Source organism: Janthinobacterium sp. BJB446, assembly GCF_002735655.1.
GTDB lineage: Bacteria > Pseudomonadota > Gammaproteobacteria > Burkholderiales > Burkholderiaceae_D > Janthinobacterium > Janthinobacterium lividum.
This window is the reverse complement of record NZ_PDZK01000001.1, coordinates 2,471,836-2,497,624: the sequence shown is the minus strand read 5'-3', so window position 1 is coordinate 2,497,624 and position 25,789 is coordinate 2,471,836. Positions and strand designations below refer to the sequence as shown.

Genomic DNA, 25,789 nt, shown 5'->3' with positions numbered 1-25,789 from the left:
GGGCCAGCATGCCTCCAAAGGAACGTAGCGGCGCCATCCTGACGGTGGACCTCGACGCCGTGCGCGCCAACTACCGCTTGTTGCGCGACAAGGCGCATCCTGCCGCCTGCTCGGCCGTCGTGAAGTCCGACGCGTATGGCCTCGGCGCCGCGCAAGTGGGCGCGGCCCTGTATGAAGAAGGTTGCCGCCATTTCTTCGTGGCCCACCTGGAAGAGGGTATCAGCCTGCGCCCGCATGTGGCGCCGGATGCCGCCATCTTCGTGCTGCACGGCCCGCCCGTCGGCACGGAAGGCGAATTCACGGCCCATGGCTTGACGCCAGTGCTCAACAGCGAGCCCCAGGTGGCCGGCTGGCGCGCGCATGCGAAGGCGCTGGGCAGTACCCTTGACGCCATCGTGCAGGTGGATACGGGCATGTCGCGCATGGGCCTGTCGCCGCAGGAAATCGACGCCTGGCTGCTGGACTCGCATTTTCTCGACGGCATCAAGGTGCGCTACATCATGAGCCACCTGGCTTGCGCCGACGAGCGCAGCAACCCCATGAATGGCGAGCAGCTGGCCCGTTTCACCGCCATCCGCGCCCGTCTGCCGCAGTACCGCGCCAGCCTGGCCAATTCCTCGGGCATCTTTTTATCACCCGATTTCCACTTTGACCTGGTGCGTCCCGGTGCGGCCCTGTATGGCATCGGGCCGCAGGGCGGCGAACCGAATCCCCTGCGCTCCGTGGTGCGCCTGCAAGGCAAGGTCATGCAGACGCGCACGATTGCCGCCGGCGACCACGTGGGCTACAGCCGCCGCTACACGGCCAGCGAGCCGCGCCAGGTGGCCACTGTTTCCGTCGGCTACGCCGATGGCTGGCTGCGCAGCATGAGCAACCAGGGCCTGGCCATCGTCGACGGCGTGAAAGTGCCGCAGATCGGCGCCATCTCGATGGATTCCATCACGCTCGACGTGACTGCCATCGCCGGCGACCGCGTCGCGCCGGGCAGCCTGGTCGACCTGATCTGCGCCGAACATCCGGTCGACGCGGTGGCGGCCATGGCCAATACCATCGGCTATGAGGTGCTGACCAACCTGGGCGGACGCTATTACCGCGAGTATCGAGGCCTGGCTGGCGGCGCACGCTAAGCAGCGCAAAACCGATGATTGTGTGGCAAGATAGCCCCGGTGTGAACTCCACTCCGGGGCTTCTTTTTAATCATCATCGGGGATTTATATGAGTCAATATAACGTTGCTATCATCGTCGGCAGCCTGCGCAAGGATTCCTTCAACCGCAAACTGGCTGATGCGCTCGTCAAGCTGGCGCCGCCCGAATTTTCCTTCAAGCACATCGAAATTGGCGACTTGCCGTTGTACAACCAGGATGACGATGGCGCGCAGTCCGAGCAGGTGCTGCGTCTGAAGTCGGATATTTCTGCTTCGCAAGCTTTGCTCTTCCTCACCCCCGAATACAACCGCTCGATCCCCGGCGTGCTGAAAAACGCTCTCGACCACGGCTCGCGTCCATATGGCCAGAGCGTGTGGGGCGGCAAGCCGGGCGCAGTGCTCGGCGTTTCCGTGGGCGCCACGGGCACGGCGCTGGCGCAGCAGCATTTGCGCAATGTGCTCGCTTACCTGGACGTGCCGCTGCTGGGACAACCGGAAATGTTCATCCAGGCCAAGGAAGGCTTGTTCGACGAGCATGGCGGCATCGGCCCGGCCAGCCTCGGTTTCTTCCAGGGCTGGATGCAGCGCTACACGGACTGGGTCCGCAAGCACGCCATCCACGCTTGACGCATATCAAGGCGGCAGCGCTCTGCGTTGCCGCTTGTACACATTCTTTGACCATGGATGCCAACATTTCAATATTGGCACGGGTGTCTCGGTATAATGCGCCCTTTCTTTAGCGCAATACTTTCCGATTTTTTGCCGACCCATGTGGACTAAACCTGTTCTGCGCATGAATTTGCGCCGTTTGATCGTGCTCGTGGCCTTCGCCAGCGCCCTGGTGTCCCTGGCCAATACCTTCTATGCCAGCTACAGCGTGCAGCGCCAGTTGCTGATCGATACCACGCTGGAAGCGAACCACGCTTACGCGAGCAAACTGGCCAGCACGGCCGAGGATTTCCTGCAGTCGGCGCGCCAGCAACTGGCCTACAGCGCCGGCAGCCTGCCATCGCGCATGGGCGACGAGCACTGGCTGACGGACGAGGCGCAGCGCCTGCGCCTGCAAACGAACAGCTTCAATTCCGTGCTCATCGTCGATGCCCAGGGCAAGGTGCTGGGCGTGTCGCCGGAAACGCTGGCCCTGAAAAACCGCACGCTCGATTCGGCCGGTGCCGTGCAGGCGCTGCGCGAACGGCGCCCGCTGGTGACGCAGCCGTACGTCTCCTCGGCCGGCAACCTGGTGGTCTTCATTTCGCATCCCATCCTGGGCAAGGATGGCCGCTACCTCGGTTATGTGGGCGGCAGCATCTACCTGAAACAGAAAAACATCCTGTACACCATGCTGGGCCAGCATTACTACCGCGACGGTTCCTACCTGTACGTGGTCGACCAGAGCCGGCGCCTGCTGTACCACCCGGACCCCGAGCGCCTGGGCGACGTGGCCGGCAGCAATGACGTCATCGACGCCATCATCGCGCAGCAGGGCGGCGGCAACCGGCGCATGCACAACAGCCTGGGCGTGGACATGCTGGCCGGCTACGCCATCATGCCGTCGACGGGCTGGGGCATCGTGGCGCAGCGCCCCACGGCCATGACCCTGGCCCCGCTGAACCAGCTGATGGCCAACACGGTATGGCATTCCCTGCCGATTGCCTTGCTGAGCCTGCCATTCATCTGGTGGCTGGCCAGCCTGATTTCGCGGCCCCTGGTGCAGCTGGCCGAGGGCGCGCGGCGCATGGATGCGCCCGGCACTGCCGAGCACATCGCCGCCATCCGCTCCTGGTACGTGGAGGCGGCGCAAATCAAGAAAGCCCTGCTGAAGGGCCTGGCGCTGTTGCAGAACAAGATCGGCAAGTTGAAGACCGACGTGCAGACGGACCCGCTGACGGGGCTGTCGAACCGGCGCGGCATGGCGGCGGCGCTGGATGCGTGGCAGGCACAGGCGCGGCCGTTTTCCGTCATCGCCATCGATATCGACCATTTCAAGCAAGTCAACGACCAGTGGGGCCATGCCGTGGGCGACGAAGTCATCCTGCGCCTGGCGCAGCTGATGCGCGCCTGTTCGCGCGATGCCGACGTGCTGTGCCGCAATGGCGGCGATGAATTCATCATGCTGCTGCCCGATGCCGACCTCGACGTGGCCATGCAGGTGGCCGAGCGCTTGCGCGCCAAGGTAGCCGCCGCCGTGATTCCCGGCGCGGGCTTTGTCACGGTATCGCTGGGCGTCGTATCGTCTGAACAGGAGGCGGGCAATACGGACGCCGTGCTGCGCGCCGCCGATGCGGCCCTGTACGTGGCCAAGGAAAATGGGCGCAATTGCGTGGGCATCACGGAGCCCGCCTGACAGGCGGGCCGTGCGGCATGAACTGATACGCTGTTTTCTGTTGCATCTGAGCCTGTTTCGTTTGCCTGCCAGCGCTTACCATATAGCCCTGATGAGGTACAACGAGGATAACGGACATGGCAGGGTTGGATGTTGATGACGTTTGAGCAAGAACTTGGTATCCGCTGCGACGTCAATGGGCGGCCACACCCGCTGGCCTTCCTCGGATGCCGCGGACTCAACTATGGCCAGCACAGCGTGCTGCCGCTGCACCCTTTTCGCCTGAGCGTGCCGGAAACGGCGCTGGCGGGCCTGCTTGACGAGCCGTTCAACAGTTTTATCCAGACTTGCCGCGAAGACGACCTGCAGGACGAGGAAAGCGACTTGCCCGAGCTGATGCAGGCCGGCTATCCCGACATCACGGCCATGCTGGCGGGCCACCGGCCGCTGCTGGCCGAAATGCTGTACGACTTCATGATCAGCGATTTGATGGACGCGATCGGGCGCGCCAGCGGCTACCGGCCCCTGCGCGCACGCTACTGGGGCGATGTCGAGGCGGCAGATGCCCGCGCGTATTTCACCGTCAATGAAGTGCAAAAAGTGTCTTTTGCCGATGGCCAGGCCATCTTCGAAGGGCAGGGCTACTACGGCATCTATGTCATCTGGCTGACGCACGGCTACGGGCGTAAATAGGGGCTTGACCTTCCTCATGTGGGAAGGTTTATAGTGGCGCCATGAACCGTGCCTTTTTCCGCTTTCTCGCCCGCTCGCTGCTCTGGCTGCTGGCCGTCACGCTGCCCATGCAGGGCTTTGCGTCGGCCATGCGCAGCTGCTGCGTGGACGAGCTGGCGGCCGCCGTCACGGTTGCCGTCGAGGCCATGCAGGCACCCCAGTGCCATGACATGGGCGACATGGCCGGCATGCACATGCAGGACCAGCCGATGAGAATGGCCATGGACGATGGCGGCGCCACGCACCACGGCCACGATTGCAGCAACCATGGCGCGTGTACGGTGGGCGCCACGGCGCCGCCCGGCATGCCAGCTTTGCACGCCTGGACCCTGCGCGCGCCGCCTCCCGCGCTGGCGCCCGATTCCCTGTTCGCCGGGCATATCCCGCCTGGTCCCGAACGTCCCCCGAGAAGCACGCGCTCCGCCTGACCGCCCGTTGAACTTGGCGGTGCCGCCGTCGCACGTCCCTGCACGTTGCACCGGCCGCGCCAGCGTTCCAGCCGCGCGCCCGCCGCGCCACACCCTGTCATTCAAGGAATACCATGAAACACCTGTTCAGCCTTGCGCTGGCTGTACTGCCGCTGGCCGCCGCAGCGCAATCCCCGTCCGCCCCGCAAGAGGCGCAGGCATCCGTGCCGGCCACCACTTACCGCTCCGCCTTCCTGGGCTACCGTCCCGCCGCCGAGGACGACGCCACGCCCGACCAGGCCTGGCGCGCCGTCAACGAGAAAGTCGGCAAGGCCGGCGGCCACATGGGCATGATGAAGATGGACGGCCACAAGATGGATGGCCACAAGATGGAGGGGCACAACATGCCGATGGATAAGCCGGGTCCCAAGCCCGATGCCCAGCCCGCCCCGCAACACCAGCATGAAGGACACTGACATGACGCGTTTCAAACAATCGTATTGCCTGACGCCATTGGCGCTGGCGGCCGTCCTGCTGCTGAGCGGCTGCGCCAGCTTCAGCCAGGATGGCGGCATGCAGGCGGTGTCCGCGCTGGCCGACGCCCGCACGGGCGCTCGCGCAGCGCTGGCCGACAAGGGCGGCGAGGAAAAATTGGCTGCCCTGCTGGCCCAGCCTCTGGATGCCGACAGCGCCGTGCGCATCGCCCTGATGAACAACCACGGCATGAAGGTGGCGCTGGCCGAACTGGGCGCGTCCGAAGCGGATCTGGTGCAGGCGGGGCGCTTGCGCAATCCCGGCCTGTCGTTCGGCCGCTCGCATGGCAGCCATGGCAACGAAATCGACCGCGGCGTCAGCTTCGACCTGGCCGGCCTGCTGACCATGCCGATGCGCGTCAACATCGAGAAGGGCCGTTTCGAGCAAGCCAAGCTGCAGGCCGCCAATAGCGCCGTGCAACTGGCGTCGGACACGCGCCGCGCCTACTTCAATGCCGTGGCCGCCGTGCAGACGGAAGCTTTCATGCAGCGGGCGCTGCTGTCGGCCGAGGCGGGCGCCGAACTGGCCACGCGCTTGCAGCAGGCGGGCAACTGGAGCCGCCTCGACCAGGCGCGCCAGCAAGTGTTTTATGCGGACGCCGTTGGCGACCTGGCCCGCGCGCGCCACCAGGCCACGGCCACGCGCGAGCACCTGACGCGCTTGCTGGGCCTGTGGGGCAAGCAAACGGCCTTCACCTTGCCGTCGCGCTTGCCCGATTTGCCAGCCAAGCCAGCCGAGGCGGGCAATATCGAGGCGCAAGCGATGGAGCAGCGCCTCGACGTGCAGATGAGCAAACTCGACGCGCACGCCACGGCCAGCGCGCTGGGCCTGTCCAAGGTGACGGGTTTCATCAACGTGCTCGACGTGGGCTACACCAACAAGAGCACGAGCGAGGCGCCGCGCGAAAATGGCTATGAAGTTTCGCTGGAATTGCCCCTGTTCGACTGGGGCTCGGCGCGCAATGCCAAGGCGCAAGCGTTGTACGAGCAGTCGCTGCAGCGCACGGCGGGCACGGCCGTACGGGCCCGCTCGGAAGTGCGCGAGGCTTATTCGAGCTACCGCACGGCCTATGACCTGGCGCGCCACTACCGCGATGAAGTTGTGCCGCTGCGCAAGACGATCTCGCATGAAGTATTGCTGCGTTACAACGGCATGCTGGCCAGCGTGTTCGAACTGCTGGCCGATGCGCGCGAACAGGTTGCCAGCGTCAACAGTGCCATCGAGACCCAGCGCGATTTCTGGATTGCGCAAACTGAACTGCAAGGCGCCATCAATGGCAGCGGCCCAGCCAACAAGGAATAATGATGATTACACGTAGAAACTTTTTCATGAACGCGGGCGCTGTCGCCCTGAGTGCCGCCGCTGTCAGCAGAGTCGGTGCGGCATCGTTGCCGGAAGCCGTCAGCATGGCTGGCGCCGCCACCAAGGCGCCGCCACCGCCGCCGAACGGGCGTCCATACAACCCCGTCGTCACCCTGAATGGCTGGTCCTTGCCCTGGCGCATGAACAACAATGTCAAGGAATTCCATCTGGTGGCCGAGCCCGTCGTGCGCGAACTGGCGCCCGGCATGATGGCGAATCTATGGGGCTACAACGGCCAGTCGCCAGGGCCCACCATCGAAGTGGTGGAGGGCGACCGCGTGCGTATCTTTGTCACCAATAAATTGCCGGAGCACACCAGTGTGCACTGGCATGGCCAGCGCTTGCCCAACGGCATGGATGGTGTCACGGGCCTGACCCAGCCCGGCATCGCCCCGGGCAAGACCTTCGTCTATGAATTCGTCGCCAAGCGGCCCGGCACCTTCATGTACCACCCGCATGCCGATGAAATGACGCAGATGGCCATGGGCATGATGGGTTTCTGGGTGACGCACCCGAAAGACCCGAACTTCATGAAGGTGGACCGCGATTTCGTCTTCTTGCTCAGCAACTACGACATCGATCCTGGCAGCTACACGCCGAAGATCATGACCATGACGGATTTCAACCTGTTCACGTTCAACAGCCGCGTCTTCCCCGGCATCGACCCTATGGTCGTGCGCCAGGGCGACAAGGTGCGCGTGCGCGTGGGCAATCTGACCATGACGAACCACCCGATCCACATGCATGGCCATGAATTCGAGGTGACGGGCACGGATGGCGGCTGGACGCGCCCCGAATCGCGCTGGCCCGAAGTGACGACGGACGTGGCCGTGGGCCAGATGCGCGCCGTGGAATTCACGGCCACGGACCTGGGCGACTGGGCCTTCCACTGCCACAAGTCGCACCACACGATGAATGCCATGGGGCATGACGTGCCCACCATGATCGGCGTCGACCACCAGGGCGTGGCCGCAAAGATCAACCAGCTCGTGCCCGGCTACATGGTGATGGGCGAGCGGGGCATGGCCGACATGGGCGAGATGCAGATGCCGATCCCCGACAATACCTTGCCGATGATGGCCGGCGACGGCCCGTTCGGCGCCATCGGCATGGGCGGCATGTTTACCACAGTCAAGGTGCGCAAGGACCAGAAACCGGGCGACTACCGCGACCCGGGCTGGTACAAGCACCCGGCCGGCAGCGTGGCCTATGAATGGACGGGCGCCTTGCCGGAACCCGTGCGCGGCCAGGGTGCGGGCAAGCAAGTGGTGAAAGGCGGCGTCGAGATGACGGTGCGTAAACCTGGCGCTCACACGGGCCATTAACGCGGGCAATCAGGTACCGTCCTGAACGGCTTGCCTAGCATGGCAAGCCGTTTCGTGTGTTGCTATAAATCAATGAATTGTTGTTTGGTGACAATCCGAGCATTTTTTTCCGTGTTTTTTCTTTATATTCAAGCCAGTACGCTCCAGTTACATCGAGTATCGGCCAGTCTTATGGGAGAAATCATGTTGAACCGGATGAAGGTGGGAACGCGTTTGCTGGCGGCTTTTTTTTGCGTCGCGCTAATGGGGGCCATCGTGGCCGGCATCGGTATCTTCAACATGGGCAAGATCGATACCATGGCGGGGCAGATGTACAACCATGAATTGCTGGGCTTGTCGTACATCAAGGAAGCCAATATCGCCTTGATCAAGGTGGGCCGCGCGCGCAGCAATTTCTTGCTGGCGACGACCGCCGAGGAACGCGCCACGCGTCAGGCCGACATCGCCAAATTTCTCGATTCAAACAGGGCCTATCTTGCCAAGGCCCAGCCGCTGTTCGTCACGCCGGCCGCCAAGGAACTGTTTGCCCGCTTTGCCGCCGTCGAAGCCGAGTACGTCGTCACCATGCAGCAGGCGCTCACGCTGGCCGCGGCCGAACCGCTGGCCCAGCGCAGCGCGCAGCTGATCGAACTGCTCAACAAGACGCGCCTGCATGCCGATGAGCTCGACGGTGTGCTCGACAAATTATCATTGCAGAAAGAAGAGCGCGCCAAGGCCGCTTCCGAGCAAGCCTCGGGCGTGTACCAGGCCAGCCGCAGTTTCATGATCGCGCTGGTGCTGGGCAGCGTGGCCGCCGGCCTGGCGCTGGGCGCGCTGATCACGCGCGGACTGACGCGCCAGCTGGGCGGCGAACCGGCGTATGCCGTCAAGATCGCCGGCGCCATCGCCGAGGGCGACCTCACCGTCGATATCCGCACGGCCAGCCACGATAGCGCCAGCCTGTTGTTTGCCATGAAAACCATGCGCGACAAGCTGGTGGGCATCGTCAGCCAGGTGCGCTCGGGAACGGACACCATCAACACGGCCTCGGGCGAAATCGCCCAGGGCAACCTCGACCTGTCGTCGCGCACGGAAGAGCAGGCCAGTTCGCTGGAAGAAACGGCGTCATCGATGGAGCAGCTGACGTCGGCCGTGCGGCAGAACGCGGACAATGCGCGCCAGGCGAATGCGCTGGCCGGCGCCGCGTCCGACGTGGCGGGCAAGGGCGGCGCCGTGGTGGGGCAGGTGGTGCAGACGATGGAATCGATCAACGCATCGTCGCGCAAGATCGTCGACATCATCAGCGTCATCGACAGCATCGCCTTCCAGACGAATATCCTGGCCTTGAACGCGGCCGTGGAAGCGGCCAGGGCGGGCGAGGAGGGGCGCGGATTTGCCGTCGTGGCATCCGAAGTGCGCAACCTGGCGCAGCGCTCGGCCAGTGCCGCCAAGGAAATCAAGACCCTGATCGGCGACTCCGTCGAGCAGGTGGAGATCGGTTCCAAACTCGTGCATGACGCGGGCAAGACGATGGATGAAGTGGTCGCCAGCGTGCGCCAGGTGGCCGACATCATGCAGGAAATCACGGCCGCCAGCGCCGAGCAAAGTGCCGGCATCGAGCAAGTCAACGAGGCCGTGCTGCAGATGGACCAGGTGACGCAGCAAAACGCGGCCCTGGTGGAAGAGGCGGCGGCTGCCGCCGAATCGCTGCAAGACCAGGCGCAAACCCTGACGGAACTGGTGGGCGTGTTCCGCCTGCATGCCCAGGCGCAGCAGATGGCCGTGCCCGCGTCCAGCAACGTCACGCCGCTGCGCCGGCCGGCGCCACCCGCCAGGCAGCGGGTGCGGCGCCTGGCCTGACGGCGGCGGGATCGGGCGCAATCGGCGCGGCGGTGGTAGGCTGTCGCTATTGCGCGTTTACCACTTCCGGGTCTTTCATGCCGTCTTCCTGCTTGCTGTGCTTACCTCTGCTGTTGCTGTCCCTGGCGCCCCTGGCGCAGGCGCAGGACAGCGATCCCGTCCTGCCTTACCGTCCTTCGGTGGCCAGTCCCGCCCAGCTGCCCGTGCCGGGCCAGCTGGAATTCGAGGCCGGCGGCCTGCTGTCGAAAACGGACGACACGCGCCGCGCCAGCCTGCCGTACACGTTCAAACTGGCGTTTACGCCCGAATGGGGCGTGCTGCTGGAAGGCGAGGGTTTTGTGCGCGCGCGCGACGCAAGGGGCCGGCGCGAAACGGGCGTGGGCGACACGACGGTCGTGCTCAAGCGGGCCTTTTTGCTCGACAGCGCCACGGCGCTGGGTCTGGAGCTGGGCTGGAAGTTGCCGACAGCCAAGGACAGCATCGGCAGCGGCAAGAGCGACGTGTCGCTGAACGGCATTCTCAGCCGCGACCTGGGCGCCGTGCACGTGGATGCCAACCTGAACGCCACGCGCCTGGGGGCATCGGACCCTGGCGCGGGCAGGGTGCAAACGGGCTGGGCGACCTCCTTTTCCACGCCCGTCAGCGACCACTGGGGCGCCACGGCGGAAGTGTCGGGCACGCGCTTGCGCGGCGCGCCGGCCACGGCGCAGCTCTTGTTGGCCGCCACCTACAGTCCCACGCCGCGGCTGGCCATCGATATCGGCTTGGCGCGCGGTGTGACGGCGTCGTCGCCGGACTGGTCGTTGTTCAGCGGCCTGGTCGTGCCGTTGGGTAAGCTGTGGTGAGATTGCCACGGCTTTCCTTATGTGTCCTTGCGAACAAACAGTTGGTTGTACAAGGTCTACAATTGCGGCATAACTGATAAAAGGAGTGCCCCATGAAAACCCTCATTCTCGCCGCCGTCTTGCTGTCGGCCGCTACCGCTGCCGTCGCCCAGGTTGGTGTCTCCGTCACCGTCGGCCAGCCGGGCTTTTACGGACGCATCGACATAGGCGATTATCCAGCGCCGCAATTGATCTATGCCCAGCCCGTCATCGTGCAGCGCCCGCAATACTATTCGGCGCGCCCCATTTATCTGCGCGTGCCGCCCGGCCATGCGAAAAACTGGTCGAAGCACTGCCGCAAGTATAATGCCTGTAACCAAGAGGTATATTTCGTCCAGGATAGTTGGTATAACAACCAATATGTGCCCCGTTACCGCCAGCAGCATGGCGACCATGGCCGTCCCGATTATGGTGACCGCGGCCGTCATGACAACAAGCATGACAAGCACTTTGACAAGCATGATGACAAGCGCGACAAGCATGACAACAAGCATGACAACAAGCCGGGCAAGGGCCATGGCAATGGTCACGGCAATGGCAACGGGCACAGGGATTAACACGCAGGAGGATCTTTGCACAGTAAAATCGTTATCGTAGGGGGAGGAGCAGGCGGCCTGGAGCTGGCCTGCAAACTCAGCCGCAAGCTCGGCGCCGGCCAGGTCACCCTGGTCGACAGCCGGCTGTACCATATCTGGAAGCCTTCGCTGCATGAAGTGGCGGCCGGCACCCTGGACATTCATCAAGAGGGCCTGTCGTACCAGATGCTGGCGCATGACAATGGTTTTACCTATGTCTATGGTCCTTTGATCGGGCTCGACGCCGCGTCGAACAGCCTCACCGTGGGCGCCATCGCCACCGACAAGGATGAGCAGCTGCTGCCGCAGCGCACTGTCAGCTACGACCAGCTGGTGCTGGCCGTGGGCAGCACCTCGAATTACTTCGGCGTGCCCGGCGCCCAGGAAAACACGATTTCCCTGAATGCCACGGAAGATGCCGAACGTTTCCGGTTGACCCTGCTGAAACTGCTGGCCATGGCCGAGCAGCGCCAGGGCGACGCGGGCCACCCCGGTGTCGACATCGTCATCATCGGCGGCGGCGCCACGGGCGTGGAACTGGCGGCCGAATTGCGCGAAGCGAGCGGCGTGTATGCGGCGTATGGCTTCCAGAATCTCAACGCCATCAAGGATGTGCGCATCACCCTGCTCGAAGGGGCGCCGCGCATCCTCGCGCCGCTGCCCGAGCGCGTGTCCATCGCCGCCTCGAAACTGCTGCATAAACATGGCATCACGGTGGTGACCGACACGCGCGTCACCACGATCGAAGCCGACAAGGTGACGGTGGCCAGCGGCACCAGCTATGCGGCCGACATCTGCGTGTGGGCCGCCGGCATCCGCGCGCCGGAATTCCTGTCCACCCTGGGACTGCCGACCAACCGCGCCGGCCAGCTGGAAGTGACGGGCATGCTCAATGTGCAGGGCCACGCGAATATTTTCGCGCTCGGCGATTGCGCCGCCTGTACGGGACCCGATGGCAAGCTGGTGCCCCCACGCGCCCAGGCGGCCCACCAGCAAGCCGATTACCTGCTGAAAACGTTCCTGCTGCAAGCCAAGGGCAAGCCGCCGCAAACGAAGCCGTACGAATACCTGGACTACGGTTCGCTCGTGTCGTTTGGCCGCACCACCTCGGTCGGCACCCTGATGGGTTCCCTGAAGGGCCTGAGCTGGTTCGTCGAAGGGTTTGTCGCGCGCATGATGTATGTCAGCCTGCACCTGATGCACCACAATGCCGTGCTGGGCAGCGTGCGCACGGCCGTCATGGCCATGGGCCGTTTCCTGATCAAGCGCAGCACGCCGCAGGTCAAGCTGCACTAAGCCGTTGCTATCCCATCAAAAAGGGGCCTTGCGGCCCCTTTTTATTTGCCGCGCGCGATGGGCGCCGCTTCGCAGCGTCCCCGCGTCATGGGGAAATCGATGATGGTGAGCTTGCCCTTCAAGGTGCCGGTGATGCTGGCATGCAGGATGCGCTCGCTGTCGTGGCGGTAGATGATGCGGCTCGGGAAGTCATTGTCCAGGTTGGCGAAGATGAATTCATTCGGCTTGTCCTGGCGCAGCAGATTGAAGATCACGGGCGGCTGACCCGACGGCTGCACGATGTAGGCCAGCTGGCCCGGCTCGGTGAGGCGGATCTGCACGAATTCAAAGGCCGTCGTCTTGCCGCCCTTGACGGTGCGGCTGGTGCCGAGGATGGTGCCGCCGGCGGCCGTGCTCCATTGTTCGCCGGAGCCGGGCTCGGCGCCATCGACGTTCCAGCAGCCGGCCAGCCAGGCCAGCTTGTCCACGGTTTCCGGCGGCGGCACGGTGTTGTCGGCGGCCTGGGCGGCGCCCATGGCCAGCAGCGCTGCCAGCAAGGTCGTTGCGAGTCGTTGCATGCCATCTCCTGTCGTTGCGATGTTAGCGGTCACTAGGGCACGCCGGCGGCGCGCCTGCCCAGTGTAGCCGATGCTGGGCTGCACACGGCAAACACTTTATACTCGGGAAAGATGCCGACCGTCACTATCATCACGCCAAGGACAATCATGCACGATACTTCCACGCAGCCGCGCGGCGCCGCCAGGCCGGGCCAGTTCGACGAGCGCTACATCAGTCTGAAAAGTCTGGGCCTGGACCCGGAGCAGCTCGATTTTTACCAGCTGCTGCTGGCCTGCAGGGCGAAGGGGGAAGCCGGGGAAAGCCTGCGGCAGGTCGCGCGTTTCCGCACGGATGGCTATGGCAAGTCCCGCTTCATCAGCAGCCTGGATGCGTTGCCGGCGCCGTTGGCCACGTTTCCCCTGTGGCGCGCCGAGCTTGACGGCTGGCCCGGCGAACTGGCGCGCGAGGACTTGCTGGCGCGGGCCTGTGTAGCGCTGGAGCAGCCGGTCGGCGTCTTCCTCGCCTCGGCCGGCTGGCGCACGGCATTGCCCGACGTTTGGCAAACCCTGCTGGCGCTGGGATGGCGGCAGGCGGGTTCTCCGGCCGATGCCGCCCTGGTGGCGCAATTGACGGATGTGTTGCGTGTTGGACATTTCTTGCAGGTGCTGGCAGGTGATCGCACCAGCCTGGCCGGGCATGGCGCGCGTCGCGATGTGCTGGGGGCGCAACTGCTGTTGCCGGAAGAGGGGATGCCGCTGCCCCGTTGAGGCGGGCAGAGCGCCCGTTGCGGGAAATTATTCTTTTGGCGTAACGCGCGGCAAGACGACGGTCAGGGCCGTGCCGCCTTGCGGATTGGCCGTCAGGCTCAGGCTGCCGCCCAGGTAATGCACGCGCTCGCGCACGGAGCGCAGGCCGTGCTTGCTCATTTCGACGGGCTCGCTCTTCGGCAGCCCCACGCCGTCATCCTTGACGGTCATCATCAGCGCTTCCTCATTGTCGTCGATGATGATATCCACTTGCGTGGCGTGGGCGTGCGCGGCGATGTTGCCGAGCGCTTCTTCCAGGGTGCGCAGCAGGGCCACGCCCACGTTGCGCGGGCAAATCAGTTCATCTTCCGGCAGGCTGCAGCGCACGGTGATCTTGTGCTGTTCGGCAAATTGCGCGGCCAGCTCGCCCAGCGCCACATTCACGCCGAGAAACTCGAGCTTGTCGTTCCACAGCTTCATCTGCATCTGGCGGTTGGTCTCGATCACATTCAGCAGCAATTGCTTCATGGTCGCCGCGCGGTCGAGCAAGGCGGCTTCCTGCGGCATCTTTTGCGTCAGCAGCGACAGGTGCATGGTCAGCGCCGTCAGCGAGGAGCCGAGGCTGTCGTGCAACTGGCGCGACAGGGCGCGCCGTTCATTGTCCCAGCTGGTGTTGACATGACCCAGCAACTCGCTGAGGTCGGCGGCGCGTTCCGCATCGGCCTGGGCCGCTTCCTTGTTCGGATCTGTTTGTGCGGACATAGCGCCCCGTGAATGGTGAAAGGTGAGGACCAAATTCAAGTTGTGGATCATACATGAGGATTTCATCGCGGGGCGCATGGATGGAAAATTTCTGTCTTTTCGGCAATTTTGATCTCCTTCCATCATTTTTATATGATAGGCAATATTATCGCTTTCGCCAGCAGGCAAAGTTCCCGCCGTTACGTACGGCTGCGCACATACCGGGACGCTGCGCGCTGCCATAGTGGGGCTGTGCATCCCCATGCAGCATAGCCGCCCCGCGGCGCAGGGCGCGATACAGGCCCGCTTACCGAAACGAAAGGACATGCCATGAATATCGATACCATCGTCGACAAGGAATACCTCGACAAAAGCTTCCGCGACATCGTCAATGCGCCCATCAGCGCCCTGCGCGGCGTCAGCGCGAAGGATGCCAAGGCCTTGCAGCAAGCGTTTGGCGTGAACACCGTGCGCGAACTGTCCAACCTCAATTTCGTCAAATGGGCCAGCGCGCTGGCCATCCTGGCCGATGAGGAGGGCATGAGCGGCGAAGAGCGGGCCAAGGAAGAATTGCTCGATGATGCCGTGGAAATGACGTTCCCTGCCAGCGACCCGATTTCTGTCGATGCCGGCATCACGCGCATCGAAGTGCCGCCGGAAACCGTCAATGCGCAAACGGATCACCAGCATGCGGGCCAGCATGAAGTGAGCGCTGGCAAGAAATAAAGCGTCCAAAGCAAAAAAACCGGCTGGCCGTGAGGCTTGCCGGTTTTTTTACGTGCCGCTCAGTAAAGAACTTCAGGCGATCGGAACTTCAGGCGATCGATGGAATGCTGCTTTTCTGCATGTTGACCTGCGAGGCGATCACTTCGTGCGGCGTGCAGCAAAAGCGGTTCTTGCCGGCGCGCTTGGCTTCATACAGGGCAGTGTCGGCCGCGCCCAGCAGGGATTCGACGGTGCTGGCGTCGTCCGGGTAGATGGCGATGCCGATGCTGGTCGACAGGCGCAGGGTCAGGTCGTTGATGAAATACGGCTCGGAAATGACTTCGATCAGCTTGGCGGCCGGTTCGCGCGCGTCGCCCTTGCCGGCCAGGTTGCCCAGCACGATGACGAATTCATCGCCGCCGATGCGCGCCACCGTGTCTTCCTTGCGCGATGCGCCCACCAGGCGGCCCGCCACCATTTTCAGGATATCGTCGCCATAGCCGTGGCCGTAGCTGTCGTTGATGGCCTTGAAGCCGTCCAGGTCCAGGTACAGGATGGCGGACTTGCCGCGGTTGCGGGCCGATTGCTGCAAGGTATGCTCGATGCGGTCTTCCAGCAGGCGCCGGTTCGGCAAGCCCGTCAGCGGATCGTGCAGCGCCAGTTCCTGCTGCTGCTTGCTGTATTGCGCCAGTTCCTTGTACAGCAGGCGCACTTCCAGCATGTTGTGGATGCGTTTGTGCACTTCCATCAGGTCGAAGGGCTTGCTGATGAAGTCGCGCGCGCCCGCTTCCAGGGCGGCGATCTTGAAACTCGGCTGCGCCGTCAGGGCCAGCACGGGCAGGTAGCCGCCATGTTCGATTTCCTTCAAGCCTTTCATGACCTGGAAACCATTGAGTTCCGGCATTTGCAGATCCAGCAAGATCAGGTCGTAGCAATGCTCCTGGTGCAGGGGGCAGACCTGCGCCGGACGCATGGTGGCCGTGACATTGGTGTAGCCGGCATCGCGCAGGATTTCCAGCATCAGGTCGACATTGTCGGGTGAATCGTCAACGACCAAAATTTTGGCTTTCAAAATCTCATCTTGGCTGGGCATGTAGGGTCTCGGTTATACGGTCTATGCAACACTGGCTTCTACCGCAGCGAATAGGCTGGCGGCGCGGCTGACGGCGGTCGGATGATAGTAGCGCCTTGCAACAAGATAGGGCGCACAACAGCGCTTGAACTCGCTTCTGCCAATGACGGCAGCCAAGGTCGACAGTCTCCAGCCTGCCATGCAGGTGTGCTTCTGCATTTCAGTGTAGCAAACTTCAGCTTAGTTGCTTGTAGGACAGTGCCGCGTCTGAAAGTAGGAAGGCTAAACCACAAAATAGTTATTTTGTTCTGCACTATGTATTTCTTTGCATCATCTTTTTGCCGACTATCTTGCCGCCCTGGCGGCGCTGTTCAAGGCGGCGAGCCGGCCACGCGCGCGGCGGCCAGTTGCGCCACTGCCGCCACCAGTTTGGCCGGGTCGAGCGGTTTCGACACCCAGTCCTGGAAGCCGCTGGCCAGCGCCCGCTGGCGATCCTGCGGTTGCGCAAACGCCGTCAGGGCCAGCGCGGGCAGCCGGGCCGCCTCAGGGGAGGCGTGCGCGCGGACTTGGGCCAGCAAGTCGAAACCGTCGGCATCGGGCATGCCGATGTCGCTGACCAGCACATCCGGGCGCACCTGGTCCAGCAGTTGCAGCGCTTGCGCCACGCTGCCGGCGCTGTGCACTTCGGCGTTGTTGTCGCGCAAGATACGCTCCGTCAGCTCGCGCGCATCGGCTTCGTCATCGACCAGCAGCACCGTGACGCCGCGCAAGTCATGGCTGGCGGACGGGGCGCTGCCCGCCTGGCGCGCGGCAATGGCCGGCGTCCCCAGGGGCAGGCGCACGGTAAAGCTGGCGCCCTGCATGTCGCCGGCGCTGCTGACGGTGACCGTGCCGCCGTGCTGCTCCACCAGGTGCTTGACGATGGCCAGCCCCAGCCCCAGGCCGCCATGCCGGCGCGTGGTCGAGGCGTCGGCCTGGCGGAAGCGGTCGAATACGTGGGGCAGGAAATCTTTCTTGATGCCGACGCCGTTGTCGGCCACAGTGATGGCCAGGCGGGTCGCTTCGCGGTGCACGCCGATATCGACCCGCCCTCCTTGTGGCGTGAACTTCAGGGCATTCGACAACAGGTTCCAGATCACTTGCTGGATGCGGCTGGGGTCACCCGTGATGCGGCCCGCATCGCTGGCGATATTGCTGTGGATGGCGATGTGCTTGGCGTCGGCCGCCGGGCGCAGGGTTTCGACGGCCGAGGCGATGATGCTGGCGGGCACGATGGTTTGCAGGTCGAGCAGCACCTTGTCGGAGGTGATGCGGCTCATGTCGAGCAAGTCTTCGATCAGCTGCGCCTGCGCGCGCGCATTGCGTTCGATGCTTTGCAAGCCGCGGTGCAGGTCGGCCTCGTCGCGCGTGCCGCGCCGCAGCACCTGGGCCCAGCCCAGGATGGCCGACAAGGGCGTGCGCAGCTCATGCGACAGGGTGGTGAGAAAATCGTCTTTCAGCTGGTTCGTGCGCTCGGCCTCGGCGCGCGCCTCGCGTTCGCTGTCGAGCAGCACCTTGCGCTCTTCGGCGGCGCGCGTGGCGGCCGCGTACAAGCGCGTATTGTCGAGCGCGACGGCGGCCTGGGCCGCGATGGCCGAAACGATGCGTTCGCTGCGCGCACTGAACATGCCCGCCTGCGGATGACCGAGCAGCAAGCGCCCCAGCAACAGGCCCGAGCGCGAGCTGACGGGCAGGCTCAGGCAGCTGCGCAGCGGCGGTGCGCCGCCGGCGCTGGCGTCGGGCGCGGCCAGCAAGTCGTTCTGGCGCATGGCTGGTCCCTGGCGCAGTTCCGTGGCAATGGCATCGGCCTCGCACAGGCTGATGCCGTTGACGGCGCGCGCCGCGGGCAGCGGGGCGGCGCTGTCGTGGAGCTCGCCCGCATCGTCATAATACAAGGCGCCGAAGTGCGCGCCGCTGATGCGCGTGGCCGCATCGACGGTTTCCTGCAGCAGGGCCGGCAAGTCCAGGGTGCCGGCCAGGGCCGCGCCCGTATTGTTGAGCAACTCCAGCACGCGCGTTTCATCGCGCAGGGCTTCCTGCGCGCGCTTGACCTGGTCGACATCGGTGCTCGTGCCAAACCAGCGCAGCAGCTGGCCGCCCCGATCGCGCACGGGATTGGCGCGCGTCAGGAACCAGCGGAACTGGCCGTCGGCGCCACGGATGGGGAACTCCATTTCGAAGGGCGTGCCATCGCGCAAGGCGGCCTTCCAGGCATGCAGCATGGGTGGCAGATGCTGCGCGTGATAGGCGATGCTCCAGCCATCGCCCGCCATCTGTTCGGCGCTGGTGCCCGTATAGTCGTGCCAGCGCTGGTTGTACCAGGCAATGGTGCCATCGAAGCCGGCGATCCAGGCCAGTTGCGGGATGGAATTGGCCAGCGCACGCAAGTCTTCTTCGCTGTGGCGCAAGCTTTCTTCGCTGGCCTTGCGCTGGCTGATGTCCTGGATATACGTGGTCAAGCCATCGCTGGAAGGGAAGATGCGCACTTCCAGCCAGCGCCCCAGCGGCGTGTACAGCAGTTCGAAGCTGCCGCCGTGCTGTTGCGCCATGGCGCGCCGATACTGCGTTTCCAGTTCCGTGCCCAGCAGTTCCGGGCAGGCTTGCCACAGGCTGCTGCCTGCCAGGCTGGCGCCAGGCGGACGCTGCGGCGCCAGCATGTCGGTGCCGCGCGTATTGATATAGCGGATGCGCCAGTCGCGGTCGAGCAGGCAAAAGCCATCGGTGATGCCCTCCAGCAGGTTGGCCAGGCGCTCGTCGGATAGGCTCAGCGGCGCTGATGGGGGAAGCAGATCTTGCTCGCGGTCATGCTTGGCCATCGGAAATCCTGCAACAGTGAGTCTGCCGCACGGGCGCTTGCCCCGCCGGGCCGCCGCCGCTAAGCTCAGTTAAATGGAGCATGATGGAATTACCCGCCGTCATGAATTAGGGGAGGCACAAGCGCCCCTGCCTGAGTGGTATTGTAGCCCCAAGCGCCACGCCGCCACCGCACGCTTGCGCGCCGCCTGCAGATAGCACTGGACAGGCTGGAAAGCAGTCCCTATAATCCCGCTTCTTTCGAGACAGCAACTTCTCGATTCGCTGGAGGCTCCTGTGAAAGCAGAAGTGTCCATCGATAAAAAGGCGTGAGCTTTTTGGCAGTGAAAAGGTAGTCGATCATGCGGGGCGGTATTCTGCAAAATCAGCTAAGCGATTGAAAAATCGAACTTTTCAAAGCGAAATGAATACGCTATAATGTTTGCCTGCGCGGCTGTAGCTCAGCTGGATAGAGTACTTGGCTACGAACCAAGGGGTCGTGGGTTCAATTCCTGCCAGCCGCACCAGAATACTGAAAATCAGACTTTGCCTGGTTTTGTTGTAAGCAGTTTCACCTCCATGCTGTCGATGGAATGTTGTAGAAGTTTTGCGGCTGTAGCTCAGCTGGATAGAGTACTTGGCTACGAACCAAGGGGTCGTGGGTTCAATTCCTGCCAGCCGCACCAGTATTGCCAAGATGGAGTTCGCTTCATGTTGATGAAAGTTTCAAGCTTCGCGCCATCCGGCGAAGTGTGTCAGAGTTTGCGGCTGTAGCTCAGCTGGATAGAGTACTTGGCTACGAACCAAGGGGTCGTGGGTTCAATTCCTGCCAGCCGCACCAGTATTTGCAGTAGTGAAAAAACCCGGAAAGTTCGCTTTCCGGGTTTTTTTTCGTCCTGACGGGACGCGGGCAGGGTGCATGTTGGCGGCCTGGGCAATTGTGAAATATCCGCACGGCGCCCTTTGCCATTCTGCAAAGCCCTGCTATAATCTTGTCTTAGGCGGCTGTAGCTCAGCTGGATAGAGTACTTGGCTACGAACCAAGGGGTCGTGGGTTCAATTCCTGCCAGCCGCACCAGAATATCGGGGGTCAGATTGTAAAATCTGATCCCCTTTTTCGTTTCTGAATGGATTTACGCTGCGCCAGTGGCGCCACGCCGGTATTGCAGGCGAAACGCGCGTGGCGTGACTTGCCTGGCGGCGCGGAACTGGCGGTTAAAATGCGCGAGGTTGCGGTAGCCAGCCTCTTGCGCGATGACGGCGATGGCGAGATTGCTTTCGATCAGCTGTTGGCAGGCGCGGCCGATACGCAGCCGCGCCAGGTATTCGCCCGGCGTGCAATGCGCGTGGCGCTTGAAACAGCGGTGAAAGGCGCCCAGCGACAGGGCCGCCCGCTGCGCCAGCGTTTCCAGTGCAATCTCTTCCCGGAAATGCGCGTGCATGAAGTCAAACACGATTGCCATGCGCTTTTGCTGCCCATCGGGCATCGGCGCCTGCGCTGTTGACGCCAGCGGCTGCGCACCACCGTCGCCCGCCAGATCCAGCAGCACGTCGAGCAGCAGCGGCAAGCGCTGCGGTACGGGCAGCGCATTCAATTGCAGCAATCTGGATGCGTTGCGCGCGCTCGTTGCCGGCGAAAAATGCAGGGCAGGGCCGGCGCGGCGCGCCAGTTGCCGGACGCTGTGCAACTCCGGAAAACAGGCCGCCAGCTGCTCCACCCATTCGAGGGAAAACCACACGACGACGGCCAGCATGGGCTGCGTGCCGTCGATGCGTTCGCTGGCCGACCACGTGTGCGGCAAATTCGGCCCCAGCAGCACCAGGTCGCCCGGCTCGAAATCGCCCAGGTGGTCGCCGATGTAGCGTTGCCCCCGCGCATTGACCGTCAAGGTCAGCTCGAACTGCGGGTGGTAGTGCCAGATGAAGGGAATGGCATCGAGTTCGCGCCACAGCAAGCCCCAGGAGTGGCCCGTCGGGATCGTGACTTGTTCGAATAAAGGCGTCATCGTGACGTTTTAAGGTAGTCGATAGTCAGAATAGTATCAGTATTGGTTGCTGCGCACCCATTTTACACGGCACTGCCGAAGCACAATCTGTCTCACACCAACACAGGAGACAGCGATGCAAGAAGACCGATATCAATACGGCGAAGACCGTCCCGGCAACCCGTCCGTGGCCTACACGGAACAAACCCAGTTGCGCGACATCCAGAAACAGCTGCCCCTGCGCGTGCTGTCCGACAGCGATTTTTTGCACTGGCAAACCTACGGTTACGTCATCGTCAAGGATGCCGTGCCGCCGGAACAGGTACGCCGCACAACCGATTTCCTGTGGGAATTCCAGGGACTCGACCAGCATGACCCCGCCACCTGGAACCGGGACCAGTTGCGCGACCACGCCATGAAAGAGCTCAACGGTTCCGGCATGGTCGAGGCTTACCACAACCAGACCCTGTGGGATAACCGCCAGACCCAGCGCGTGTACGACGCCTTTGTCGACATCTGGGACCGTCAGGATTTGTGGGTCACCATCGACCGCGCCAACCTGAACACGCCGAACAATGGCAAGCGCAAGTTTGGCGGCTTCATCCACTGGGATGCCGACACCACACTCGACCCGCTGCCCGTCAACGTGCAGGGTGTGCTGGCCCTGTCCGACACCTCGCCCGAGAGCGGCGGTTTCCAGTGCTATCCGGAGCTGTTCAACAACTTGCTGGCGTGGCGCAAGACCGTGCCGCTTGATCGCAACCCGTGGCAGCCGGACCTGGCGACGGTGCCGTACCCGATGGAATTCATCGCCATGAAGAAAGGAGAGCTGCTGATCTTCAACAGCCTGCTGGCGCATGGCATCCGCCCGAACACATCGGCGGACCAGGTGCGCCTGGCGCAATATATTTCCTTCACGCCAGCGCAGGAAGACAATCAAGCCTTGCGCGACTGGCGCGTGCAAAGCTGGCGCGAGCGCAGCGCGCCGCAGGGCTATGCGTTTCCCGGCGACCCCGAGGAAAAGGAAAAGCTGCGCTATCCGCAGGCGCGGTTGACGGCGCTGGGCGAGCAGATCCTCGGCGCGCGCGACTGGTAAGTGTGGCGAGACGTCTGATGGCATTGCCTGCCGGATAGACAATTGCAGGCAAATGCACGATCATGGTTCGACTTGCCATCGACCGAGGAAACGCATGAGTATCATCACCTGCATCGAAGACTTGCGCGTGCTGGCCCAGAAACGGGTGCCGCGCATGTTTTACGACTACGCCGATTCCGGCTCCTGGACGGAATCGACGTACCGCGCTAACAACAGCGATTTCGCCAAGATCAAATTCCGCCAGCGCGTGGCCGTCAACCTGGAAAACCGCAGCCTGGCTTCGACCATGGTGGGGCAGCACGTATCGATGCCGGTGGCCCTGTCGCCCACGGGCTTGACAGGCATGCAGCATGCGGATGGCGAAATCCTCGCGGCCCAGGCGGCCGAGCGTTTCGGCGTGCCATTCACGCTGTCGACCATGAGCATCTGCTCGATCGAGGATGTGGCGGCGAACACGACGAAACCGTTCTGGTTCCAGCTGTATGTGATGAAAGACCGCGAATTCATCAACCGCCTGATCGACCGCGCCAAGGCGGCCAAATGCGGCGCGCTGGTGCTGACCCTGGACTTGCAGGTGCTGGGGCAGCGCCACAAGGACTTGCGCAACGGCCTGTCGGCGCCACCGAAATTGACGATTCCCAACATCATCAACATGGCCACCAAGCCGCGCTGGGTGGCGGGCATGCTGGGCACGAAGCGGCGCGGCTTCGGCAACATCGTCGGCCATGCCACTTCCGTGTCGGACATGTCGTCCCTGTCGGCCTGGACGCAGCAGCAGTTCGACCTGAGCCTGTCGTGGGCGGACGTGGAATGGATCAAGCAGCGCTGGGGCGGAAAACTCATCATCAAGGGCATCATGGACGCGGAAGATGCGCGTCTGGCCGTGGAAAGCGGCGCCGACGCGCTGATCGTCTCGAACCACGGCGGACGCCAGCTCGATGGCGCGCAATCGTCGATCGAAGCCTTGCCCGCCATCGTCGACGCCGTCGGCAGCCAGATCGAAGTGCACATGGACGGCGGCATCCGCTCGGGCCAGGACGTGCTCAAGGCCGTGGCCCTGGGCGCGAAAGGCGTGTACATCGGCCGCCCCTTCCTGTATGGCCTGGGCGCCATGGGCGGCCCGGGCGTCACCAAATGCCTGGACATCATCCGCAACGAGCTGGACCTGACGATGGCCTTTTGCGGCTTGCGCGACCTGCAGCAGGTGGACAAGAAGATCCTGCTGCCGGGCACGTTTTAGGCGTTTTGAAGGGTGAATATCTCTGATGTTCACCCTTCAAACTTGTCGTCAGCACTTTGTCTGCTCTGAACCAGGGCAGGGACGTGATTAAGATTGTGAAGAATAGTCGGCAGGATTTCGATCTTGCGAATAAAGTGTAACCTACTTAAAACTCTTCACTGCTACCATCAATATAAATTACATTTTTTACGATAAACGAGAACTTCATATCAGATTCTTGAGTTACTAACATCCATTGATGTTCCTGCATAAATTGATTGTAAGTAAAGCCAATTCCTTCCTGAGTAAAAGGCCGGCCAGGATCTATTCTGTCATTAACTGTGACATTGACCCGGAACTTGATTTCGCCAAATATGTCAGAAAAACACAACACTCCTTTTAGTGCTCTAGTTGGCTTATTTAGGGTGCCAGCCGAGTAGGTCACATTAAACCAGATATGATCCTCATACTCCCCCATATCTGGATTTGCCGGAGAATATTTCTTTTTTGAAATATTGACGTTTATTAATGGTGCGGCGCGGTCTAAAGCAGGGTTCTTATTTGTCGTTGCCTCGTTATCACCCTGGGAGATAATCCCTTCAATAAGCGCTAAACGTCGTTCCAAGTCTGCAATTCTTTCTTCCATTTCCGCCATAAATTCTCCATTGGGTAAAGGTGAAGATACTTCAGGGTTTTAATTATAAGACATAAATTAATTTTTTAACCATTGCTCTGAAAAATTATCAAATATCATAATCTTGAAGGTGGTGGTGAGTACCTATGATTTTACTGAAAAATGGCAAATATTTTATTTGTGAAATTTTAGATTGCTTGATGTGATACTTTAATTTCAGAAGGGAAGAACGGGCGAGTATACGTATTGCTTAGCTATGGATATTGGGCGCCACAAGAAAATTCCATGGCTCTTTGAAGCTATTTTTATCGAGCGGCCGCGCATGCGGGTCGTCGGGCTGGAACAGGCCGCCGATCAGCATATCCTGGATGGCGCCCGTGAAACCGCCGTACGCGGCGCGGCCCCACTGGCGTTGCGTGCAGGCGAAGAGGACGGCGTCTTGCTGCGCCGCCAGCTGCGTCAAGGAGTGCCGCAAGGTGGCGCTCGCTTCCGGCCCCATGTCCGTGGCGATGGCGCACACCAGGCGCTGGCCAAATTGCAAGGGCTTGCCTGCTCGTCCCAGCAGCGACTCATTGGCCAGGGCGAGGAACACATCGGGCGCCTGGTCGTCCTTTTCGCAGACGGTCCAGGTGGGCGCCCACGCTTCCAGGCTCATGAAGCGGGCGTCGCGTGTTTCCGGCGTATGCGTCCACTTGGCGTGTGATTTGTCGTCCCAGCCCAGGCGGCCATAGGGAATCGACTTGCCCTTGGGATTGTATTGATGACTGCGCACGCCGGGCTTGCCCCTCGCGCTTGCCTGCGCCATGAGCCCATCGAGGCTGGCGGCAAATGGCATCCATTGCGCCGCATCCCACAGCGGCGGCGCATCTGGCGCGGCCAGCAGCAGGAATACTTCGTAATCACGGGAAAAAAACGCCATGCAGCTTCCTCAGCAAGTGGATGGAAAATTGTGTCGCAATATTATAGTTGCGCTTGCGACAGGGCGGCGCGCTGGCTGGGACGCAGCAGGTAGACGCCGTACAGGCACAAGGGCAGCACGGCCAGCAGGGCGATATATGGCAGGATCGATGCGCCGTCTTCGGCCGGGTTGGGCAAGGTGGCCGTCACCAGCGCGTAGTCCCACAGTCCATGCACGAGCACCATGGGCCAGATGGAGCGGGTACGCAGGCGGATGGCCGCGTAGCCGACGCCCTGCAGGGTGGCGGCCACGGCTTGCCACAGGGCGCCGCTGACGTCGCCCGTGGCCAGGCCGTTGGCCGTGTGGGCCAGACCGAACAGTGCCGAGGACATCAGGACGGCCGGCCAGACGGCGTAGCGCTCCAGCATGCCTTGCAGCAAGATGGCGCGGAACATCAGCTCTTCCGAGACGGCCACCAGCGCCGCATTGCAAGCGACGATCAGCAGCACGCGCGGCTGCGGCCAGCCGCCGGCCCAGGCCAGCAACAGCATCAGCAGCGCATACAGCAGGGGCGGCCAGACGAGCCACAGCGTTTTCCATGGCTGCGGCGCGCACAGGCCCGCCGCGCGGCGCCGGCTTGAGGCCAGCAGCAGCGCCAGCGCGAATAAGGCGGCCAGTGCCCACGATAGGCCGATACGGCCGGTGACGGCGGCGCCTGGCAAGGCGTAGCCGGCCGCTTCCAGCCAGCGGCCGCCCAGGCTCAAGCCCAGCCAGATGGCCAGTGCGATGAGGGTGACGGGCATGGTGAGAGCGATTCTAGGGAAGGGCATGGTTGGCTTCGGTGTTGGCCGCGTCGGTTACTGCGTGCATAAGCGGCTCATGAAGTTGCATCAATGATATG

24 protein-coding genes and 4 tRNA genes are annotated in these 25,789 nt (G+C 62.7%); 20 read left to right on the top strand and 8 right to left on the bottom strand.

Going from position 1 to position 25,789, the window contains the following annotated elements; translation table 11 throughout:
- Window positions 1-8: 8 nt before the first annotated feature.
- The 12 genes from alr to CSQ92_RS10965 all read left to right on the top strand — a co-directional run bounded on the left by alr (window position 9) and on the right by CSQ92_RS10965 (window position 12,423).
- A complete protein-coding gene (gene alr, locus CSQ92_RS11020; protein WP_257219189.1) occupies window positions 9-1,127 on the top strand; it encodes an alanine racemase in 1,119 nt (372 codons plus the stop codon).
- A gap of 88 nt (window positions 1,128-1,215) precedes the next feature.
- Window positions 1,216-1,773 carry an NADPH-dependent FMN reductase gene (locus tag CSQ92_RS11015; protein WP_070280283.1) on the top strand — a complete coding sequence of 186 codons (558 nt, stop codon included), beginning with the start codon at window positions 1,216-1,218 and terminating at the stop codon, window positions 1,771-1,773.
- A 142-nt stretch (window positions 1,774-1,915) separates the two neighbouring features.
- Window positions 1,916-3,490: a sensor domain-containing diguanylate cyclase gene (locus CSQ92_RS11010; protein ID WP_099394128.1), complete on the top strand. Its 1,575-nt coding sequence runs from the start codon at window positions 1,916-1,918 to the stop codon at window positions 3,488-3,490.
- A gap of 135 nt (window positions 3,491-3,625) precedes the next feature.
- A complete protein-coding gene (locus CSQ92_RS11005) occupies window positions 3,626-4,162 on the top strand; it encodes a hypothetical protein (RefSeq protein ID WP_143450345.1) in 537 nt (178 codons plus the stop codon).
- 41 nt (window positions 4,163-4,203) lie between these two features.
- Window positions 4,204-4,629: a hypothetical protein gene (locus tag CSQ92_RS11000; protein WP_099394126.1), complete on the top strand. Its 426-nt coding sequence runs from the start codon at window positions 4,204-4,206 to the stop codon at window positions 4,627-4,629.
- Window positions 4,630-4,742: 113 nt separating this feature from the next.
- Window positions 4,743-5,084 carry a hypothetical protein gene (locus CSQ92_RS10995; protein WP_099394125.1) on the top strand — a complete coding sequence of 114 codons (342 nt, stop codon included), beginning with the start codon at window positions 4,743-4,745 and terminating at the stop codon, window positions 5,082-5,084.
- A 1-nt stretch (window position 5,085) separates the two neighbouring features.
- Window positions 5,086-6,444 carry a TolC family protein gene (locus CSQ92_RS10990; RefSeq protein WP_257219188.1) on the top strand — a complete coding sequence of 453 codons (1,359 nt, stop codon included), beginning with the start codon at window positions 5,086-5,088 and terminating at the stop codon, window positions 6,442-6,444.
- A gap of 2 nt (window positions 6,445-6,446) precedes the next feature.
- The gene (locus tag CSQ92_RS10985; protein WP_099394124.1) at window positions 6,447-7,829 is read left to right on the top strand and encodes a multicopper oxidase family protein; all 1,383 of its coding nucleotides are present in this window, start codon (window positions 6,447-6,449) and stop codon (window positions 7,827-7,829) included.
- A 183-nt stretch (window positions 7,830-8,012) separates the two neighbouring features.
- The gene (locus CSQ92_RS29575) at window positions 8,013-9,668 is read left to right on the top strand and encodes a methyl-accepting chemotaxis protein (protein WP_099394673.1); all 1,656 of its coding nucleotides are present in this window, start codon (window positions 8,013-8,015) and stop codon (window positions 9,666-9,668) included.
- A gap of 77 nt (window positions 9,669-9,745) precedes the next feature.
- Window positions 9,746-10,513 carry a transporter gene (locus CSQ92_RS10975; protein WP_257219187.1) on the top strand — a complete coding sequence of 256 codons (768 nt, stop codon included), beginning with the start codon at window positions 9,746-9,748 and terminating at the stop codon, window positions 10,511-10,513.
- A gap of 92 nt (window positions 10,514-10,605) precedes the next feature.
- Window positions 10,606-11,109, top strand: a complete 504-nt coding sequence (locus tag CSQ92_RS10970) for a hypothetical protein (protein ID WP_099388251.1) — start codon at window positions 10,606-10,608, stop codon at window positions 11,107-11,109.
- A 15-nt stretch (window positions 11,110-11,124) separates the two neighbouring features.
- The gene (locus CSQ92_RS10965) at window positions 11,125-12,423 is read left to right on the top strand and encodes an NAD(P)/FAD-dependent oxidoreductase (RefSeq protein ID WP_034783085.1); all 1,299 of its coding nucleotides are present in this window, start codon (window positions 11,125-11,127) and stop codon (window positions 12,421-12,423) included.
- 41 nt (window positions 12,424-12,464) lie between these two features.
- Here the strand turns inward: CSQ92_RS10965 and CSQ92_RS10960 are convergent, their stop codons facing one another.
- On the bottom strand, window positions 12,465-12,980 hold the full coding sequence (locus CSQ92_RS10960) for a DUF6265 family protein (protein ID WP_143450344.1): 516 nt from the start codon (window positions 12,978-12,980) through the stop codon (window positions 12,465-12,467).
- Between the two features lie 147 nt (window positions 12,981-13,127).
- Between CSQ92_RS10960 and CSQ92_RS10955 the strand changes: the two genes are divergently transcribed.
- Complete coding sequence (locus CSQ92_RS10955) at window positions 13,128-13,727, top strand: hypothetical protein (RefSeq protein ID WP_099394122.1); 600 nt, start codon at window positions 13,128-13,130, stop codon at window positions 13,725-13,727.
- 27 nt (window positions 13,728-13,754) lie between these two features.
- Here CSQ92_RS10955 and CSQ92_RS10950 read toward each other — a convergent pair whose 3' ends face one another.
- On the bottom strand, window positions 13,755-14,468 hold the full coding sequence (locus tag CSQ92_RS10950) for a sensor histidine kinase (protein WP_099394121.1): 714 nt from the start codon (window positions 14,466-14,468) through the stop codon (window positions 13,755-13,757).
- Window positions 14,469-14,777: 309 nt separating this feature from the next.
- Between CSQ92_RS10950 and CSQ92_RS10945 the strand changes: the two genes are divergently transcribed.
- Window positions 14,778-15,173, top strand: a complete 396-nt coding sequence (locus CSQ92_RS10945) for a hypothetical protein (protein ID WP_034783088.1) — start codon at window positions 14,778-14,780, stop codon at window positions 15,171-15,173.
- 88 nt (window positions 15,174-15,261) lie between these two features.
- Here CSQ92_RS10945 and CSQ92_RS10940 read toward each other — a convergent pair whose 3' ends face one another.
- Both CSQ92_RS10940 and CSQ92_RS10935 read right to left on the bottom strand, forming a co-directional pair.
- Window positions 15,262-16,245 (bottom strand): GGDEF domain-containing response regulator, encoded by a 984-nt coding sequence (locus tag CSQ92_RS10940; protein WP_070256637.1) that lies wholly within the window; start codon window positions 16,243-16,245, stop codon window positions 15,262-15,264.
- Window positions 16,246-16,595: 350 nt separating this feature from the next.
- The gene (locus CSQ92_RS10935) at window positions 16,596-19,079 is read right to left on the bottom strand and encodes a hybrid sensor histidine kinase/response regulator (RefSeq protein WP_099394120.1); all 2,484 of its coding nucleotides are present in this window, start codon (window positions 19,077-19,079) and stop codon (window positions 16,596-16,598) included.
- Between the two features lie 427 nt (window positions 19,080-19,506).
- On the opposite strand from CSQ92_RS10935, the gene CSQ92_RS10930 reads away from it, so the two are divergent.
- The 4 genes from CSQ92_RS10930 (at window position 19,507) to CSQ92_RS10915 (ending at window position 20,134) form a co-directional block, all read left to right on the top strand.
- A tRNA-Arg gene (locus CSQ92_RS10930) sits at window positions 19,507-19,583 on the top strand.
- A gap of 82 nt (window positions 19,584-19,665) precedes the next feature.
- Window positions 19,666-19,742 (top strand) — tRNA-Arg (locus tag CSQ92_RS10925).
- A 78-nt stretch (window positions 19,743-19,820) separates the two neighbouring features.
- Window positions 19,821-19,897: transfer RNA gene (locus CSQ92_RS10920), tRNA-Arg, on the top strand.
- Between the two features lie 160 nt (window positions 19,898-20,057).
- Window positions 20,058-20,134, top strand: a tRNA-Arg gene (locus CSQ92_RS10915).
- Between the two features lie 55 nt (window positions 20,135-20,189).
- Here the strand turns inward: CSQ92_RS10915 and CSQ92_RS10910 are convergent.
- The gene (locus tag CSQ92_RS10910) at window positions 20,190-21,062 is read right to left on the bottom strand and encodes a helix-turn-helix domain-containing protein (protein ID WP_099394119.1); all 873 of its coding nucleotides are present in this window, start codon (window positions 21,060-21,062) and stop codon (window positions 20,190-20,192) included.
- A 115-nt stretch (window positions 21,063-21,177) separates the two neighbouring features.
- Between CSQ92_RS10910 and CSQ92_RS10905 the strand changes: the two genes are divergently transcribed.
- The gene (locus CSQ92_RS10905) at window positions 21,178-22,137 is read left to right on the top strand and encodes a phytanoyl-CoA dioxygenase family protein (protein ID WP_092605824.1); all 960 of its coding nucleotides are present in this window, start codon (window positions 21,178-21,180) and stop codon (window positions 22,135-22,137) included.
- Between the two features lie 94 nt (window positions 22,138-22,231).
- On the top strand, window positions 22,232-23,377 hold the full coding sequence (locus tag CSQ92_RS10900; RefSeq protein ID WP_099394118.1) for an alpha-hydroxy acid oxidase: 1,146 nt from the start codon (window positions 22,232-22,234) through the stop codon (window positions 23,375-23,377).
- 145 nt (window positions 23,378-23,522) lie between these two features.
- Here the strand turns inward: CSQ92_RS10900 and CSQ92_RS28720 are convergent, their stop codons facing one another.
- From CSQ92_RS28720 to CSQ92_RS10890, 3 genes are all read right to left on the bottom strand, one after another.
- Entirely contained in the window at window positions 23,523-24,011 is a 489-nt protein-coding gene (locus CSQ92_RS28720; protein WP_143450343.1) for a hypothetical protein, read from the bottom strand.
- Between the two features lie 229 nt (window positions 24,012-24,240).
- On the bottom strand, window positions 24,241-24,909 hold the full coding sequence (locus CSQ92_RS10895; protein ID WP_099394117.1) for a hypothetical protein: 669 nt from the start codon (window positions 24,907-24,909) through the stop codon (window positions 24,241-24,243).
- Between the two features lie 41 nt (window positions 24,910-24,950).
- A complete protein-coding gene (locus tag CSQ92_RS10890; protein WP_099394116.1) occupies window positions 24,951-25,718 on the bottom strand; it encodes a CPBP family intramembrane glutamic endopeptidase in 768 nt (255 codons plus the stop codon).
- Window positions 25,719-25,789 lie beyond the last annotated feature (71 nt).

Bases quoted from the DNA above. Each gene is read 5' to 3' on its own strand.
- CSQ92_RS10900 (WP_099394118.1), top strand. From the start codon at position 22,232: ATGAGTATCATCACCTGCATCGAAGACTTGCGCGTGCTGGCCCAGAAA.
- CSQ92_RS28720 (WP_143450343.1), bottom strand. From the start codon at position 24,011: ATGGCGGAAATGGAAGAAAGAATTGCAGACTTGGAACGACGTTTAGCG.
- CSQ92_RS10995 (WP_099394125.1), top strand. From the start codon at position 4,743: ATGAAACACCTGTTCAGCCTTGCGCTGGCTGTACTGCCGCTGGCCGCC.
- CSQ92_RS11005 (WP_143450345.1), top strand. From the start codon at position 3,626: ATGACGTTTGAGCAAGAACTTGGTATCCGCTGCGACGTCAATGGGCGG.
- CSQ92_RS11010 (WP_099394128.1), top strand. From the start codon at position 1,916: ATGTGGACTAAACCTGTTCTGCGCATGAATTTGCGCCGTTTGATCGTG.
- CSQ92_RS10890 (WP_099394116.1), bottom strand. From the start codon at position 25,718: ATGCCCTTCCCTAGAATCGCTCTCACCATGCCCGTCACCCTCATCGCA.
- CSQ92_RS10910 (WP_099394119.1), bottom strand. From the start codon at position 21,062: ATGACGCCTTTATTCGAACAAGTCACGATCCCGACGGGCCACTCCTGG.
- CSQ92_RS29575 (WP_099394673.1), top strand. From the start codon at position 8,013: ATGTTGAACCGGATGAAGGTGGGAACGCGTTTGCTGGCGGCTTTTTTT.
- CSQ92_RS11000 (WP_099394126.1), top strand. From the start codon at position 4,204: ATGAACCGTGCCTTTTTCCGCTTTCTCGCCCGCTCGCTGCTCTGGCTG.
- CSQ92_RS10960 (WP_143450344.1), bottom strand. From the start codon at position 12,980: ATGCAACGACTCGCAACGACCTTGCTGGCAGCGCTGCTGGCCATGGGC.
- CSQ92_RS10955 (WP_099394122.1), top strand. From the start codon at position 13,128: ATGCACGATACTTCCACGCAGCCGCGCGGCGCCGCCAGGCCGGGCCAG.
- CSQ92_RS10940 (WP_070256637.1), bottom strand. From the start codon at position 16,245: ATGCCCAGCCAAGATGAGATTTTGAAAGCCAAAATTTTGGTCGTTGAC.
- CSQ92_RS11015 (WP_070280283.1), top strand. From the start codon at position 1,216: ATGAGTCAATATAACGTTGCTATCATCGTCGGCAGCCTGCGCAAGGAT.
- CSQ92_RS10905 (WP_092605824.1), top strand. From the start codon at position 21,178: ATGCAAGAAGACCGATATCAATACGGCGAAGACCGTCCCGGCAACCCG.
- CSQ92_RS10895 (WP_099394117.1), bottom strand. From the start codon at position 24,909: ATGGCGTTTTTTTCCCGTGATTACGAAGTATTCCTGCTGCTGGCCGCG.
- CSQ92_RS10990 (WP_257219188.1), top strand. From the start codon at position 5,086: ATGACGCGTTTCAAACAATCGTATTGCCTGACGCCATTGGCGCTGGCG.
- CSQ92_RS10970 (WP_099388251.1), top strand. From the start codon at position 10,606: ATGAAAACCCTCATTCTCGCCGCCGTCTTGCTGTCGGCCGCTACCGCT.
- CSQ92_RS10985 (WP_099394124.1), top strand. From the start codon at position 6,447: ATGATTACACGTAGAAACTTTTTCATGAACGCGGGCGCTGTCGCCCTG.
- CSQ92_RS10950 (WP_099394121.1), bottom strand. From the start codon at position 14,468: ATGTCCGCACAAACAGATCCGAACAAGGAAGCGGCCCAGGCCGATGCG.
- alr (WP_257219189.1), top strand. From the start codon at position 9: ATGCCTCCAAAGGAACGTAGCGGCGCCATCCTGACGGTGGACCTCGAC.
- CSQ92_RS10975 (WP_257219187.1), top strand. From the start codon at position 9,746: ATGCCGTCTTCCTGCTTGCTGTGCTTACCTCTGCTGTTGCTGTCCCTG.
- CSQ92_RS10935 (WP_099394120.1), bottom strand. From the start codon at position 19,079: ATGGCCAAGCATGACCGCGAGCAAGATCTGCTTCCCCCATCAGCGCCG.
- CSQ92_RS10945 (WP_034783088.1), top strand. From the start codon at position 14,778: ATGAATATCGATACCATCGTCGACAAGGAATACCTCGACAAAAGCTTC.